We start from the raw sequence: 15,003 nt of genomic DNA, 5'->3' as shown, positions 1-15,003 counted from the left end.
GTCACCCCCTTGGAGCCGCTGCTGCGGCAGGCCACCGGCGCCGAAGCGCGGACAGCACGACGGCGGCCTCCGGCCCGGCCGGCCGGGCGCCGGGAGAGTAGTGCGGGCCCGCGGCCACCGCCGGGCGGCAGGTGAGCGGGCCGGCCGGTCGGCGGCAGGCGGGACGGTCGAGGCCGAACGGCAGCCCGCCGGCGGGCGGCGATCACCGCGCCGAGGCCACGCAGCGCCAACCACTCGCGACGGGCCGCTCGGTCGCGGCCTCCGGCCCGGCCGCCCGGGTGCCGAGAGAGCAGTGCAGGCCCGCGGCGGCGGCCGGGCGGCAGCCCGTCAGCGGTCGGTGAGCGTCACGGGCAGGGTGCCGAAGCCGCGCAGCACCAACCGCTCACGGCGGACGGCCGGACCGGCCGCCGTCAGGGCGGGGAAGCGGCGCAGCAGGGCGGGCAGGGCGACGGTGGCCTCCAGGCGGGCGAGTTGGGCGCCCAGGCAGTAGTGCGGGCCGGCACCGAAGCTGAGGGGTCGGCCCTCGGTGCGGGTCGGGTCGAAGCGGCCGGGCTCGGTGTAGCGGCGCGGGTCGCGGTTGGCGGCGCCGAGGAGCAGCAGGACGCCGGTGTCCCGGGGGACGGGCAGGTCGCCGACCGTGAGGCCGTCGGTGAGCGCGATCCGGGAGGTGACCTGGACCGGCGAGTCGAACCGCAGCACCTCGTCGACCAGGGCGGCCGGGTCGAGCGTGCCGTCGCGCAGTGCGGCGGCGGTGTCGGGGTGTTCGAGGAGCAGGGCGAGGGCGTTGCCGAGCAGGTTGCCGGTGGTCTCGAAGCCGGCGACCAGCAGCAGCGCCAGGTTGGCCAGCAGTTCGGTGTCGGACAGCCGCTGCGGGTCGGCGTCGGCGGTCGCGACCAGGGCGCTGACCAGGTCGTCCTTCGGGTCGGCGCGTCGGCGGGCGGCCAGTTCGGCGAAGTAGCGGGAGAGTTCGACGGCGGCGTGGTCGGCGGCGGCCGTCTCCTCGTCGCCGGCCAGGAACTCCAGGGTGACGGTGAGGTCGGCGGCCAGCGGGCGGAACAGGTGCCGGTCCTCGTCGGGGACGCCGAGCAGTTCGCAGATCACGCCGATCGGCAGCCGGAACGCGAAGGCGTCCAGGAAGTCCACCGGGCCGTCGTCGCCGTCGGCGTGTTCGGCGAGTTCGTCGAGCAGGTCCTCGACGGCGGCGGTGACGGCGGGTGTCAGGGCGGCGACCCGGCGCGGGGTGAACACCGAGGAGATCAGCGAGCGCATCCGGCCGTGGTCGGGCGCGTTGCGTTCCAGGATCGAGTCGCCCAGCAGGGTCTTGCCCGGGTGGTCGAGGAAGTCGGGTTCGAACTGGGCGCGCAGGTCCGGCTCGATGACGCCGAAGGCGGGGTTGCGCAGGATCTCGTCGGCCTCTTCGTGGCCGGTGACCATCACCAGGTACTCGTCGGTCCGCACGGTCGTCCCGAACGCGCGCAGCCGCTCGTACAGCGGGTGCGGGTCGCGGTGTCCCTCGGGGCCCATCAGCTCGGTGACGATCTCGGCGATGTCCATGCAACTCCCCCAGCGGCAGTCATATTTATCTGTCCGGAGCGAGAACGGCCGGGTGACGCACCCGGGTTCCCGCCGGGCCGCCGACGAGCCGCGGCCGACCGGCCGGGGCCGGTGGGTAGGCTGGCCGGTCATGGAGATCTGGATCAACCCGCGGTGCGGCAAGTGCCGCACCGCCCTCGGCGAGCTCAACGCGGCGGGCGCCGAGTACACCGTGCGCCGCTACCTGGAGCAGCCGCCGACGGTCGCCGAGCTGACCGAGGTGCTGGGCCGTCTCGGCCTGGAGCCGTGGGACGTCGCCCGCCTCGACGAGCCGGTCGGCAAGGAGCTGGGCCTGCGGTCCTGGGGCCGCGAGGACGCCGACCGGGCCCGCTGGGTCGAGGCGATGGCTGCGAACCCGGCGCTGATCCAGCGCCCGATCATCACCGCCGACGACGGCTACACGGTGATCGGCCGCACCGAGGAGGCCCTGCGGGACGTGCTCTCGCACTGACCGCGCGGCGGTGACAGCCGGCTGACAGCAGGCTGTGAGCGGGTCGCGGCAGGCTGCCCGGGACATCACCGATCCGACGGGAGCCCGCCGTGCCCGACCTGCCGATCCGTCAGCTGACCGTCACCGCCGCCCACCGTCCCACCCCGCGCACCGCCCGGGTGAGCTTCGCGCTGCCGCCCGGCGAGTTCGCCCTGGCCGGGCCCGACCAGCAGGTCAAGCTGTACTTCCCGCGCCCGGGACAGGACCGGCCCGAGCTGCCCGCGGCGGCCCCCGGCCAGGACCTGATGGACTGGTACCGGGCCTGCCACGCCGTCCCCGAGCACCGCCGCCCGTGGATGCGGTCCTTCACGATCCGCGCCCACGACGCCGAACTGCACGCCGTGGACGTCGACTTCGTGCTGCACGGCGACGGCCCGGCGGCGAACTGGGCGGCCCGCGCCCGGCCCGGGCAGCTGCTGGCGATGTTCGGCCCCTCCCCCGAGTTCGCCCGCCCGTTCCCGCTGGACGGCGGCCGGCCGCTGCTGTTCGCCTGCGACGAGTCGGCGTTGCCCGCGCTCGCCACCCTGGTGGAGGCCCTCCCGGCCGGTGCCCGGGCGCACGCCTGGATCGAGACCGCCGGACCGCAGGAGCGGCAACCCCTGCTCGGCTTCGGCGAGTTGACCGCCCACTGGATCCACCGCGAGGACGCCGCCCCGGGCGACCGACTCCTCACCGCCGTCCGCGCCGCCGAGCTGCCCGCCGACCTCGACCGCGCCTGGCTGGCCGGCGAGGCCGGCACCGTCCGCGCCCTGCGCCGCCACCTCCTGACGGACCGCCGGCTCCCCCGCACCCACGTCCACTTCACCGGCTACTGGCGCCACCGCCTCACCCAGGACGACGCCCCCACCCCCGAAGACCTCGCCGACGCCCGGGAACTGCTCGCCCAGCACGAGAGCTGACCCGGGCCGCCTGCTACCGTCCGCCCGGTGACCACCAGCCTGTTCCAGCCGCCGCTGCTCACCCGCCTGCTCGCCGCCGACCGCATCCTGATCGCCGGCGCGGGCGGCGGCTTCGACGTCTACGCGGGCCTGCCGCTGGCGCTCGCGCTGCGTGCCGCCGGGCGGGAGGTGCACCTGGCGAACTTCTCCTTCAGCGACCTGTACGGCCTCGGCCTGGACGTCTGGCAGGCCCCCGACCTGGCCCGGATCACCCCCGACACCCGCTCCGCCGGCACCTACTTCCCGGAGCGCTCGCTGGCCCGCTGGCTGCGCGAGCACCAACAGCCGGACACCGTCTGGGCGTTCCCGTCCACCGGCGTCCAGCCGCTGCGCGCCGCCTACCGGGCCCTGGTCGAACACCTCGGCATCGACGCGATCCTGCTGGTCGACGGCGGCACCGACATCCTGCTGCGCGGCGACGAGGCCGGACTCGGCACCCCCGAGGAGGACATGGCCTCGCTCGCCGCCGTCGCCGGCCTCACCGAGGTCCCGACCCGCCTGGTCGCCTGTCTGGGCTTCGGCATCGACGCCTATCACGGCGTCAGCCACAGCCTGGTGCTGGAGAACCTGGCCGCGTTGCAGCGCGACGGCGGCTACCTCGGCGCGTTCTCGCTCCCCGCTGACGCGCCCGAATCCGCGCTCTACCTGGACGCGGTGGCACACGCCCGCCAGGAGTGCCCCGAACACCCGAGCATCGTCCACGGCTCGATCGCCGCCGCCCTGCGCGGCGAGTTCGGCGACGTCCGGTTCACCGAACGCACCGGCAACAGCGCGCTGTTCATCAACCCGCTGATGACGCTGTACTTCGGCGTGACGGTGGAGGCGCTGGCCGCCCGCCACCTCTACCTCGACCGGCTGGAGAACACCGTGCTGATGCGCCAGGTCGCCACCGCCGTCGCCGCCTTCCAGGACGGCCTCCCCCGCCGGCGCCCGCCCCGCGCCTACCCGCACTGACCGGCCGTCAGCCCTTGCGGGCCGCCGCGGCGATCTTCGCGGTGGTGTGGAAGAACCGCGAAGTCGCCGTCCCCCGGTACGACGGGGGGAACGCGGTGGCCGGGTTGCCGTTCAGCCGGCCGCCCCGGACGTGCATCACCACGAACGCCGCGTCACCGCTCGCGCCGATCATCTCCCAGTCGCCCTTCGGCGACGCCGCCGGCAGCTCCAGCTCGGGCGGCAGCGGCTCGGACAGGAACAGCACGCACAGCCGGACCTCGTCGGTGACCTCCACGCCCGCGAACGGGTCGAGCGCGACCAGCGCCTCCACCTCCTCGACCGTGCGCAGCATCACCGGCACCGGATAGCCCAGGCCCTCCGCGAGACCGGCCTCGATCCGGGCCGTCAGCGCCGCCCGGTCGGTCTCCGCGGTACGGAAGAACACGTTCCCGCTCTGGATGTACGTCCGCACGCCGTCCAGCCCGAGGCCGGTGAACAGCTCGCGCAGCCGCTCCATCTTCACGGTGCGGCCGCCGACGTTGATCGCCCGCAGGAAGGCGATGTAGGTCTCCATGCGCGCGAGTGTAGGCCGGGCCGCCGACAGATCCACGGTTCCGACGGTGCGTCGGCCTACACTCGCGCGCATGACGACCTGGCAGGACTTCGAGCAGCAGGCTCCTGATCTCGCCCCGCGCATCCGCGCCCGCTTCGAGGCGCACCGGCACCACGTCCTCGCCACGCTGGACAGCGACGGCGCGCCCCGGGTGAGCGGCATCGAGGTGGACTTCATCGGCGCCGACCTGTTCCTCGGTTCGATGGCGGGCGCGGTCAAGGCGCTCGACCTGCGCCGCGACCCGCGCTGCGCGCTGCACTCGAACCCGGGGCCGGACACCAGCATGACCGGTGGGGATGCGAAACTCGCCCTGTCCGCGGTCGAGTTGACCGATCCGACCGACATCGCCGGCTACCTGGCCGGCCTGCCCGACCCGCCGCCCGGCCCGTTCCACGCGTTCCGGCTGGAGCTCCGGCGGGCCACCCTGACCGAGGTGGCGGACGACCGGCTGGTGATCAGCACCTGGCAGCCGGGCGAGGACGTCAGGGTGATCGAACGCCGATGACGGCGGCAGCGGGTGAAGATCGGCGGCGGCCTCCCCCGGCAGGTCCCGGGGAAGGCCGCCGCCGACCGGGCGTCAGCGGGCGGAGTAGCCGCCGTCGACCAGGTGGTAGCTGCCGGTGACGAAGGACGCCCGGTCGGAGAGCAGGAACGCGGTGAGCTCGGCGACCTCCTCGGCGCGGCCGAGACGTCCGGCGGGGTGCAGTGAGATCAGCAGCTCGCGCCCCGCCGGGTCGGTGTCCTTGAGCAGCGGGGTGTCGATGAAGCCGGGGCCGACCGCGTTGACCCGGATGCCCTGCGGGGCGTACTCGATCGCGGCGGTCTTGGTCAGGCCGACCACGCCGTGCTTGGCGGCGACGTACGCGGGCGAGCCGGCGAAGCCGTTGGTGCCGAGGATGGACGCCATGTTGACGATCGCGCCGCCGCCCGCGGCGAGGATCTCCGGCAGTTCGTAGCGCATCGAGTAGAAGACGCCGTCCAGGTTGGTGGCGAGCACCCGCCGCCAGGCCTCCGGCTCGTACTCGCCGGTGGGGGCGATCGCGCCGCCGATGCCGGCGTTGTTGACGGCCAGCGAGAGCGGGCCGAGGCCCTGCACGGTGGCGCGGACGGCGGCCTCGACGGAGGCCGGGTCGGTGACGTCGACCTGCACGGCGAGGGCCTTCGCGCCGGTCGCCTCGAGGGCGGCGGCGGCCTCCCGGGCGCCGTCCAGGTTGTAGTCGGCGACGGCGACGCTCGCGCCGCGCTCGGCGAGCAGGGTGGCGACGGCCAGGCCGATGCCGGAGGCGGCGCCGGTGACGAGAGCGGTGCGGCCGGTGAACTCCTGGGTGGTCATGGGTGGTCGGTCCTTTCGTGCGCCGCGCCCGGGGCGGGCGCGGGTGGTGCGGAGGGTTCCTGACGGCCGGTCGGCGCGGCGGTCCGGCCGCGCCGACGGCCGGTCAGTTCGGGGGTTCGGCCGCGACCAGGTCGAAGGCGCGGTCGATCAGGGCGGGCAGGTCGCCCGCCGGGTCGCGCACCCAGGTGCGGGTGGCGGCGTGCAGGGCGGCGACGCCGAGGCCGACGGCGACGGCGGGCCGCAGGTCGGTCTCCGGGTGCAGGCCGAGCCGGGCGGCGACCAGCCGGATCGACCGTTCCTCCTCGGCGACGGCGATCCGCCGGTAGGCGGCGGTCAGCGCGGGCTCCTCGTCGATCAGCGCGAACAGCGCGCGCATGCCGGGGCGGCGGTGCCAGGCCGGGTGGTCGCCGTCGTGCAGCCAGGCGGTGACGGCGGCCCGGTAGGCGGCGACCGGGGCCTCGGCGGCGGGCCGGGCGGCGAGGTGCTCGTTGATCCGGGCGAAGTCGGTGCGCAGCGGGTCGAGGACGGCGTCCTCGCGGGACGGGAAGTAGCGGCTGAAGGTGCGCCGGGAGACGTCGGCGGCGTCGGTGACGTGCTCGACGGCGAGGGCGGCCAGGCCGTGTTCCAGGGTGAGGCGCAGCGCGGCGTCGGCCATCGCCTCGCGGGTGCGGCGGGCCTTGCGGTCGCGCCGCCCGGGCGGGACCGACACCTGCTGCTGGTCGGTGCTCATACGAACACCGTACTACCGGAAATGTCCCGGCGGGACATCAGTCCCGCCGGGACATCCGGCCCCGGGTCGTGCCGCTGACGTCCCGGGCGGCCCCGGGACGTCACTGCCGGGCCGCCGGGCTACTGGGCCGCCGGCCCCCAGAGGCGGTCGGTGCAGCGGGCGTAGGTGTCGCGCCAGTGCGGCCAGTGGCGGACGGTCTCGTCGTCGCAGTCCGCCAGCAGGCGGTCGATCTGCACCGGGTCGACGCCCTCCAGCAGCCAGACCAGGGCGTCGGACGCGGACGGGCCGTCGGCGAGGCGGAGCAGGTCGAGCAGTTCGGGCAGGGTGCCGATCCGGGAGCCGGGCTGGAAGACGCCGGCCATCCGGGGCAGCAGCTGGCGCTCCTCGATCCGCAGGTGGGTCTCCACCCGGGCGGCGAGCTCCTCCACCGCGTAGGAGACCGGCCAGGAGCTGGCGGGGTCGCGGGTGGCGATGCCGACCAGGGTGGTGGTGCGGGTGAAGCACTGGTCGAGGTTGTGGTGGTCGGACTCCAGCCAGTTGAGCAGCAGCCGCAGTTCGGGCGCGAAGCGGCGCAGCAGCGGCCACAGCCGGGTGTCCTGCTGCTCGTGGTGGCAGGTGACCATGGCGGTCACGAAGTCCCAGTGCCGCTTGAGCGCGAGCGCGCTCTCGTGGTCGTCGGGCTGGAGCAGTCGCAGGGCCTGCGGGATCCGGGCGAGGTCGCGCCGGACGGCGGCGTGCACCAGGCTCAGCCCGGCGAACGGGAGGAGGTCGACCACCGGCGCGGCAGGAATCTCCTCGCGCGGGGCGGGAACGGTCGTCGGGCCGACGGGCAGCAGGTGGCGGGACATGGCGCTCTCTTCACGACTGGCTGGGCTGGCCGGAGCGGGGGCCGCGGTTGCGGCGCCCCGGTCCAGTTCTCCGGTCCACGGGTTCCAGGGTGGGAGCAGTGCATCAGGGTCGAATGAACGACCGATTGATGTGCAGGTCAGCACGGTTTCGGGGCCGTTCCGGGCGGTTTCCGGCCCGTTTCCGGCGGGCGGTCGCCCGCCCGTTCGACCGCCCGGTCAGTCGGACTCGGGTCCGGCGGTGTTGGCGGTCAGCCACTCCAGGGTGTGCGGGATCATCTTCTTGAAGTCGGAGGTGAGGTGCTTGCCGCCGGGCTGCTCGTAGTACTCGATGGTGGTGGGGGCCTTGACCTTCCCGACCCAGGCCTTCACCAGCTTGGTCTCGTACGGGTTGGCGCCGCCCGCGGTGACCAGCATCCGCACGTCGGCGGCGCCCTGGCCGATCAGCTGGTCGGGGCTGTTGGCCTGGCGCTCCTGCTCGTGGCCCTTCCACAGCGGCGAGTCCGGGTTCCAGTAGCCGTCGATCGGCACCGCGGCCTTGAACACGTCGGGGTGCTGGAGGGCGAGCTTGGCGCTGCAGAACGCGCCGGTGGAGGCGCCCATCACGGACCAGCCGTCGCGGCCCTTGACGGTGCGGAAGTTGGCCCGGACGAAGTCGGGGATGTCCTCGGCCATCCAGGTGCCGATCTTCGGCTGGCCGGGGATGTCGGCGCACTCCAGGGCCTTGGACTCGCTGGAGTCCAGGTTCTGCACCGGCATGATCATGATGAACGGGTGGGCCTTGCCCTCGGCGACCATCTGCTGGTCGATCTCCTGGATCGGCAGCTGGTTGTCGGTCCAGGTGTTGTAGCCGGCGCTCTGCCCGCCCGCGTACAGGGTGAGCACCGGGAAGCCGGTCTTGGCGTACTTCGGGTCGTTGTACTGCGGCGGCAGCCAGACCCACACCTTGCCGCTGACACCGGACTTGGCGCCGGTCAGGGTGGTCACCATGATCGGTCCGGCGGCGGTGTCGCGGGCCTTGGACAGCTGCGCGGCCGGGCCGGTCGGCATCAGCACCTTGGTCGGCTTGGGCGGTGCGCTGCTGCTCTGTGCGCCGGACGGCGACGGGTGGTCGCCGGCGGTCGCGGCCTTGGCGTCGCCGGGGTTCCCGGTGTTGCTGCCGCAGGCGGCCACCGGGGCGGCGAGGGCGAGCAGGGCGGCGGCGGTCAGCAGACGGCGGGCGGCGGAACGGGGTTGCGGCAGCACGGGTCGGTTTCTCTCCGGGCGGGGGCCGGCCCGGCAGCCGGGAGGGGCCCTGGTCATTGGGCTTCGCCGGGGCCGCCGCACGCCTGACGGCCGGCGCTTCCCCGGGAACGGCCGCGGCCGCACGAGCGTGCGGTGGTGGGGCCGTTCGAGATCCTATGACGTACCGCCCGGGGCACCGGTTGCGGCGGGGTGAACAACCCGCCGCTCGGCGGGGGCGGCCCCCGCCGAGCGGCGGGGGCCGCTCCTGGCGTCAGGGGCGCCAGGTGTCGTTCAGGGTGATCCTCCCGCTCGCCGGGACGGTGGCGGTGCGGTTGGCGCCGCTCTCCCAGGTGACGTTGCCCGCGGCGTCCTTGCGGAGGTACTTGTACTGCACCGCGGTGCCGGCCGGCAGCGCCACGTCGAGCTTCCACACCGGGTAGGCGGCGGAGCCCAGCAGCAGCGCCTTGGAGGTGTCCCAGCCGCCGAGCGCGGCCGCGTCGCCCGCCAGGTAGATGTTCTGGCCGAGCGAGGTGGTGGCGTTGACCGCGAACGACGCGCCGGGCGCGGTGCTCGCGGCGGTGGCGCCGACGTACAACGCGACGGCGTCGCCCGCGCCGACCGAGGCGGTGAACTTCCCGTCCGCGCCGACGGTGTAGGTCGGACCGGAGCAGCCGCCGCCCACCGGGTCGCCGTGCTGGACGTCGCAGTAGACGCCGGCCGGCAGCGAGGTCTGGAAGGTCTGGGTGATCGCCGAGGTCTCCCGGTTGATCGCCACGTAGCCCTTGCTGCCGCGGCCGAAGCCGATGGCGTTGCTGCCGTTGGACCACCAGTTGGTCAGCGCGGTGCCGGCGACGGCGTTGCGGAAGCCGACCATGTTGGCGACCTGCCGCCAGGCGTGGACGCAGTTCCAGCCGTTCTGGTAGCAGGCGGTTACGGAGCCGCCGTTCGGCGGACCGTCGTCGTTGCCGCTGAACGCGTAGCCGGAGTACACGTTCGGCGAGCCGTACGGGTACGCCAGCATGAAGACGTTGGCCAGCGTGTAGGTGGAGCCGTCCTTGTAGGTGAGGGTGGAGCCGTTGCGCTCGGTGTCCCAGTTGTCGACGAAGGTGCGGGCCTGCGAGGAGGCGAGCAGGCCGCTGCCCCAGCTCTGCAGGTCGGATATCTTCCCGCCCTTGAAGGCGCTCTTCAGCCACGTCCCGGAGCGGAACTCGTCCACGTCGCCGTTGCCGGTGTACTCGGAGGGCTGGATCGCCTCGCCCGCGCCGTAGATGACCTCCTGCACCCAGTACGCGTTCGGGTTGCTCATCTTCGCCTTGATGGCGGCCAGGTCACTGGCGGCGATGTGCTTGGCGGCGTCGATCCGGAAGCCGTCCACGCCGAGCGAGGCCAGGTCGCTCAGGTAGTTGGCGATGGTCTGCTGGACGTACGCGGAGCCGGTGTTGAGGTCGGCCAGGCCGGACAGTTCGCAGTTCTGGACGTTGGAGCGGTCGCCGTAGTTGGTGATGTCCGTGCGGCAGGTGTGGAAGTCCTGGTCCTGGTAGTAGCCCGGGTAGTTGTACTTCGTGTAGACGGTGCCGCCGGTGCCGGTGCCGCTGCCGGCCGTCATGTGGTTGATCACCGAATCGGCGACCACCTTGACGCCCGCCGCGTGGCAGGTGGTGACCATGTTCTTGAACGAGGTGCGGTCGCCGAGCCGACCGGCGATCTTGTAGCTGACGGGCTGGTAGGAGGTCCACCACTGGGCGCCCTGGATGTGCTCCTGGGGCGGGGAGACCTCGACGTAGCCGTAGCCCTTGGGGCCGAGGGTGTCGGTGCAGGCCTTGGCCACCGAGTCGAACTTCCACTCGAACAGGGTGGCGGTGACGTCCTTGCTGCCGGGCGGGGTGGCCGCGGCGGTGGGCGCCAGTGAGAGCCCGGCGCCGGCCGAGAGGCCGAGCGCCGCGAGGGCGGTGCAGGCGGCGAGGGCACGCTTCCTGCGGGTGGGGGCGGGGGTGGGCAAGGGAGCACTCCTGGGGGGTGGCCCGGGTCCGCGGACGCAGGCCGCGGCCGGGAGGCGGCAGGGTGGGGGGCCGCGACGGCCGGGGGTGTTGGGGCCCCCGGCCGTCCGCGCGAAGGGGGCCAGTCGCTACTGCAAGGTTCCTGCAAGCCTGTTGAAACTTGCTGGAAATTTGCAGTGGCATGACCATATGGTCGGTCCGGACGGCCGTCAAGGGAGCCTTCGACCCGGCTCCGGGCCCCGAAAACGGCAGCGCCGGCCCGCCGCTGACAGTTCGTCAACGGCGGACCGGCGCGGGCCGGGCAGGATCAGGAAGCGGGGCCCCGGCCCAGCTGCTGCTCGATCAGGTCACAGGCCCGGGCGGTGCCGCCCTCGCCCTTCGCGCGGGCGCTCAACTCCCGCAGCCGGGCCGCCACTTCGCCGTCCCCGACCAGGGCGGTGAGGGCCGACCACAGCGCCTCGGGCGTGGCGTCGGCGGTGTCCAGCCGGCGGGCCACGCCGAGCTCGACCAGGCGGTCGGCGTTCATGAACTGCTCGGCGGCCTGCGGCACCGCGATCATCGGCACGCCCGCCAGCAGCCCTTCGCCGCAGCCGCCCATCCCGGCGTGGGTGACGAAGGCGTCGGCCTGCTCCAGCACCGCCCGCTGGGGCACCCACCGGTGCACCTCGACGTTGGCCGGGATCTCCCCCAGAGCGGCCGTGTCGACGTGTTTGCCGATCTGCAGCACCACATGCCAGCCGGGGCGGTCGCCGAAGGCCGCCAGGCAGTTCCGGTAGAACCCGGGCTGCCGGGTGAACGCCGAGCCGAGCGACACCAGCAGCACCTTCCCGGCCCCGGCCGGCCGCCGCCAACTGCCCTGCTCCGCCCGCAGGTCGAAGCACGGCCCGACGAACTCCACCGCCTCGCGGTCCACCCGGTCGGCGTGCGGCTGCATCGCCTCGGTGATCATCGCGACGGCGCGGACCGGCTTCCCGGCGAACGCGTCCACGTCGACCGTGGTGGCGCCGCTGCCGGCCAGCCACTCGGCGAACCGCCCGAAGTAGGCGTCCGCACCGGGCAGTTGCCGCATCGGACCGCCGATCTCGTCCTGGTAGCCGTCCCAGCCGACCAGGGTCGGCGAGAGCTGCACGATCGGCCGCCGCTGCGCCTCGGCCAGCGCCCGGGCGGCGTACGCGCCGATGTCGTACAGATAGACGTCGGCCGGGTCGGCGTCGTAGTGCGCGTGCAGCCGGGGCAGCATCGCGATCGCGTCCTCCAGGAAGATCCGCATGGCGCCGATCGGGTCGTCCGGCCAGTCGTGGTCGGCGGCCGGCAGGAGGGACGGACACGGCACCTGCTCGGCCCCGGTGGGCGCGATCAGCTCGGCCGCCAGCGGGTCGTTTGCGTACGTCACCCGGTGGCCGCGGGCGACGAGTTCGCGGATCACTTCGAGGCTCGGGCGGATGTGGCTGACGAGCGGGACGCCGATCATGGCGATGTGGGCGCGACGGGTCATGGCGAAAGCACCTGCTTCCGGTCTACGGGGCTGGGATGGGAACACCGCACCGCCGACGGGCCGTCAGAGGGCGTCGGGGCGGGCGGGACGCGGGGCTCGGGGCGCTGCCCCGGCCGCGTCAGCCGTAGATCTGGTGGAAGAAGGACATGTCGGGACAGTAACCCGCCCGGCCCGCCGCGCGCATCCGAATTGATTCCGGTGCCAGGCGGTCGAATTGACCGATCGTCAGTTCATGGGCGTGCCGGTGCCCGGCAGCCGCCGGAGCGACTGCCGGGCACCGGTCCCTGAGGGTGGGTCAGCTGGTCTGGATCGCGGTGTCGTCGACCACGAAGGACGTCTGCAGCGAGACGTCCTCGACGGCGTTGAACTTCACCGTGACGGACTGGCCGGCGTAGGCGGAGAGGTCGATGGTCTTCTGCGCGTAGCCGGTGTTCTTGTCGAGGTTGGAGTACGTGGCGACCGTGGTGCCGTTCACGGTGACGGTCATCTTGTCGTACGCCGTGGTGGTGGTGGTCTCAGCGGTGTCGATGTGCAGCCAGAAGCTCAGCGACGCCGTGCAGCCGGCCGGGATGGTGACGGTCTGCGAGATCGAGTCGGTGTGGCTGGAGCCGTAGCCGTCCATCCACGCCTTCCAGGTGCCGCTGTGCGCGGGCTGCGAGGTGGAGCTGTCGACCACGCCGCTGGTGGTGGTCCAGGGCGCGGCGGAGCCGGTCTCGAAGCCGGGGTTGCCGAGCAGCTGGGCCGGGGTGCAGCTGCCGCCGCCGCCACCGCTGACGGTCCAGGTGAAGGAGACGGAGCCGGTCTTGGCGGCGGCGTCCTTCGCGGTGACGGTGACGTTGTAGGTGCCGGCCGCGGTGGCGGTGCCGGTGATCTTGCCGGTGGAGGCGTCGATCGACAGGCCGGTGGGCAGGCCGGTGGCCGAGTAGCTCAGCGGCGCGGTGCCGCCGGTGGCGTTGATCTGCAGGCTGACCGAGGCGTTCAGCGCCGTCGACTGGTTGCCGGGGCTGGTCACGGTCGGGCCGCCGGTGCTGGGCAGCGAGCCGACGTTGACGGCCGCCCAGGCGGTCGCGGTGGCGTTGTACTCGGCCGAGTTGGCGCCGTACAGGTCCGTCGCGGCGGAGAGCATGCCGGTCCGCGCGGCCGCGTAGTTGGTGGTGGAGGTCCAGTACGTGGTCAGCGCCCGGTACCAGATGGCGGCGGCCTTGTCCCGGCCGATGCCGGTGACCGGGATGCTGTTGTAGGTCGGCGAGTTGTAGCTGACGCCGTTGATCACCTTGGCGCCGCTGCCCTCGGACAGCAGGTAGAAGAGGTGGTTGCCGACGCCGGACGAGTAGTGGACGTCCTTGTTGCCGACCGTGGAGGACCAGTAGTCGGCCGAGGACCCGTCCTTGGAGGGCTGGTCCATGTACCGCAGCGGCGTGCCGTTGCCGTTGATGTTGATCAGCTCGCCGATCAGGTAGTCCGGCACGTCGGTGGGCAGGTTCGCGTAGAACTCCACCATGGTGCCGAACACGTCCGAGGTGGACTCGTTCAGGCCGCCGGACTCGCCGGAGTAGTTCAGGCCGGCCGTGTTGGAGGTGACGCCGTGCGTCATCTCGTGGCCCGCGACGTCGAGTTCGGTCAGCGGGTGGGTGTTGGAGGCGCCGTCGCCGTAGGTCATGCAGAAGCAGCTGTCGTCCCAGAACGCGTTGACGTAGTTGCTGCCGTAGTGGACCCGGCTGTACGCGCCGACCCCGTCGTTGCGGATGCCGTTGCGGCCGTAGGTGTTCTTGTAGAAGTCCCAGGTCATCGCGACGCCGTAGTGGGCGTCGACGGCCGCCGACTCCTTGTTGGCGACGGTGCCGTCGCCCCAGGTGTCGGTGGACTTGCTGTACAGCGTGCCGGTGCCGCTGGTCCCGTTGTTCAGGTTGGTGGTGTACATGTTGCCGCGGGTCGGGTCCTTCAGCTGGTACGACGACCCGGACAGCGAGGTGCCGAGGTTGACGCTGCCGACGAAGACGCCGGTGCCGGTGCCGGTCTCCACGCCCTCGGTCTTCTGGATCACGTCGCCGGTGGTGGCGTCGGTGATCACGTGCAGCTTGCTCGGGGTGCCGTCCGCCTGGACGCCGGAGACCACGGTCTCCCAGGCCAGGCGCGGGCTGTTGTCGGCGGCCCAGACCACCAGGCGGGGCGCGGTGTCCAGGGCGGCGCCCTGCTCGGCGGCCAGCGCGGTGGCCTGGCCCTTGGCGGCGGCCAGCTTCGGGGTGGTGGACAGGCCGTTCAGCGAGGCGGAGGAGGCCCGGTCCACGCCCTTGGTGGAGCCGTTCGCGGCCTGGTGGACGACCATGTCGCCACCGAGGACGGGGAGTCCGTTGTAGGTGCGCTCGTAGCGGAAGTGCTGGGTGCCGTCCGCGTCCTTGAACGCGTCCTTGACCACCAGCTTCTCGGCGGAGCCCAGGCCCAGGGTCTGCGCGACCTGGGCGGAGCGGGCGCCGGCGTCCGAGATCAGCTGGGCGTGCCCGGCGGCCGCCTGCTGGTCGGCGACCTGGGCCGTGGAGGTACCGGCGGGCGCGGCCTGGGCGATCACCGACGGGATCGCGGTCACCAGCAGAGCGGTGGTGGCCGCGAGGGCGGCCATGCTCACGCGGGCATGCGTGTAGCGAGACATGCAGACTCCTTTACCGACCGTCGCGGGGTCACGAGCGGTGGAGAGAATCTGGCCGCGGTTGCGGCGCAGCGGGGGCCCCCGCCGCCGGTAGCGGCGTGGGGTGCGGTGCACGTACGCGGTGCAGGGCTGCGGGCTGCCGGCGCCCTGGGGAGGGCTTCACCGGCG

At 73.2% G+C, this 15,003-nt stretch carries 13 protein-coding genes; 4 read left to right on the top strand and 9 right to left on the bottom strand.

The genetic code is table 11. The features are described from left to right. Positions 1-327: 327 nt before the first annotated feature. Positions 328-1,554, bottom strand: coding sequence for a cytochrome P450 (locus tag ACIQF6_RS15560; protein ID WP_400894681.1), 1,227 nt, complete (start codon positions 1,552-1,554; stop codon positions 328-330). A gap of 130 nt (positions 1,555-1,684) precedes the next feature. Here ACIQF6_RS15560 and ACIQF6_RS15555 point away from each other — a divergent pair, with 130 nt between their 5' ends. From ACIQF6_RS15555 to ACIQF6_RS15545, 3 genes are all read left to right on the top strand, one after another. Then, positions 1,685-2,044, top strand: coding sequence for an arsenate reductase family protein (locus tag ACIQF6_RS15555; protein WP_400894678.1), 360 nt, complete (start codon positions 1,685-1,687; stop codon positions 2,042-2,044). A gap of 89 nt (positions 2,045-2,133) precedes the next feature. Beyond that, a complete protein-coding gene (locus ACIQF6_RS15550; RefSeq protein WP_400894675.1) occupies positions 2,134-2,982 on the top strand; it encodes a siderophore-interacting protein in 849 nt (282 codons plus the stop codon). A gap of 27 nt (positions 2,983-3,009) precedes the next feature. Then, a complete protein-coding gene (locus tag ACIQF6_RS15545) occupies positions 3,010-3,975 on the top strand; it encodes a DUF1152 domain-containing protein (protein ID WP_400894672.1) in 966 nt (321 codons plus the stop codon). 7 nt (positions 3,976-3,982) lie between these two features. Here the strand turns inward: ACIQF6_RS15545 and ACIQF6_RS15540 are convergent, their stop codons facing one another. Beyond that, entirely contained in the window at positions 3,983-4,528 is a 546-nt protein-coding gene (locus ACIQF6_RS15540) for a DUF1697 domain-containing protein (RefSeq protein ID WP_400894669.1), read from the bottom strand. 70 nt (positions 4,529-4,598) lie between these two features. On the opposite strand from ACIQF6_RS15540, the gene ACIQF6_RS15535 reads away from it, so the two are divergent. Further along, on the top strand, positions 4,599-5,072 hold the full coding sequence (locus tag ACIQF6_RS15535; protein ID WP_400894666.1) for a pyridoxamine 5'-phosphate oxidase family protein: 474 nt from the start codon (positions 4,599-4,601) through the stop codon (positions 5,070-5,072). A 72-nt stretch (positions 5,073-5,144) separates the two neighbouring features. Here ACIQF6_RS15535 and ACIQF6_RS15530 read toward each other — a convergent pair whose 3' ends face one another. The 7 genes from ACIQF6_RS15530 to ACIQF6_RS15500 all read right to left on the bottom strand — a co-directional run bounded on the left by ACIQF6_RS15530 (position 5,145) and on the right by ACIQF6_RS15500 (position 14,838). Further along, the gene (locus ACIQF6_RS15530; protein ID WP_400894663.1) at positions 5,145-5,900 is read right to left on the bottom strand and encodes an SDR family NAD(P)-dependent oxidoreductase; all 756 of its coding nucleotides are present in this window, start codon (positions 5,898-5,900) and stop codon (positions 5,145-5,147) included. A 103-nt stretch (positions 5,901-6,003) separates the two neighbouring features. Further along, on the bottom strand, positions 6,004-6,630 hold the full coding sequence (locus ACIQF6_RS15525) for a TetR family transcriptional regulator (protein WP_400894661.1): 627 nt from the start codon (positions 6,628-6,630) through the stop codon (positions 6,004-6,006). A gap of 119 nt (positions 6,631-6,749) precedes the next feature. After that, entirely contained in the window at positions 6,750-7,478 is a 729-nt protein-coding gene (locus ACIQF6_RS15520) for a hemerythrin domain-containing protein (protein ID WP_400894658.1), read from the bottom strand. A 216-nt stretch (positions 7,479-7,694) separates the two neighbouring features. Then, positions 7,695-8,720: an alpha/beta hydrolase gene (locus ACIQF6_RS15515; protein ID WP_400894656.1), complete on the bottom strand. Its 1,026-nt coding sequence runs from the start codon at positions 8,718-8,720 to the stop codon at positions 7,695-7,697. A 250-nt stretch (positions 8,721-8,970) separates the two neighbouring features. Continuing rightward, complete coding sequence (locus tag ACIQF6_RS15510; RefSeq protein WP_400894654.1) at positions 8,971-10,698, bottom strand: carbohydrate-binding module family 20 domain-containing protein; 1,728 nt, start codon at positions 10,696-10,698, stop codon at positions 8,971-8,973. 305 nt (positions 10,699-11,003) lie between these two features. Next, the gene (locus ACIQF6_RS15505) at positions 11,004-12,191 is read right to left on the bottom strand and encodes a macrolide family glycosyltransferase (protein ID WP_400894652.1); all 1,188 of its coding nucleotides are present in this window, start codon (positions 12,189-12,191) and stop codon (positions 11,004-11,006) included. A gap of 295 nt (positions 12,192-12,486) precedes the next feature. Next, the gene (locus ACIQF6_RS15500; RefSeq protein WP_400894649.1) at positions 12,487-14,838 is read right to left on the bottom strand and encodes a M4 family metallopeptidase; all 2,352 of its coding nucleotides are present in this window, start codon (positions 14,836-14,838) and stop codon (positions 12,487-12,489) included. Positions 14,839-15,003 lie beyond the last annotated feature (165 nt).

The organism is Kitasatospora sp. NPDC092948 (assembly GCF_044754805.1).
GTDB lineage: Bacteria > Actinomycetota > Actinomycetes > Streptomycetales > Streptomycetaceae > Kitasatospora.
Note: the sequence above shows the minus strand (reverse complement) of the source record. Positions and strands in the feature narration are given on the sequence as shown.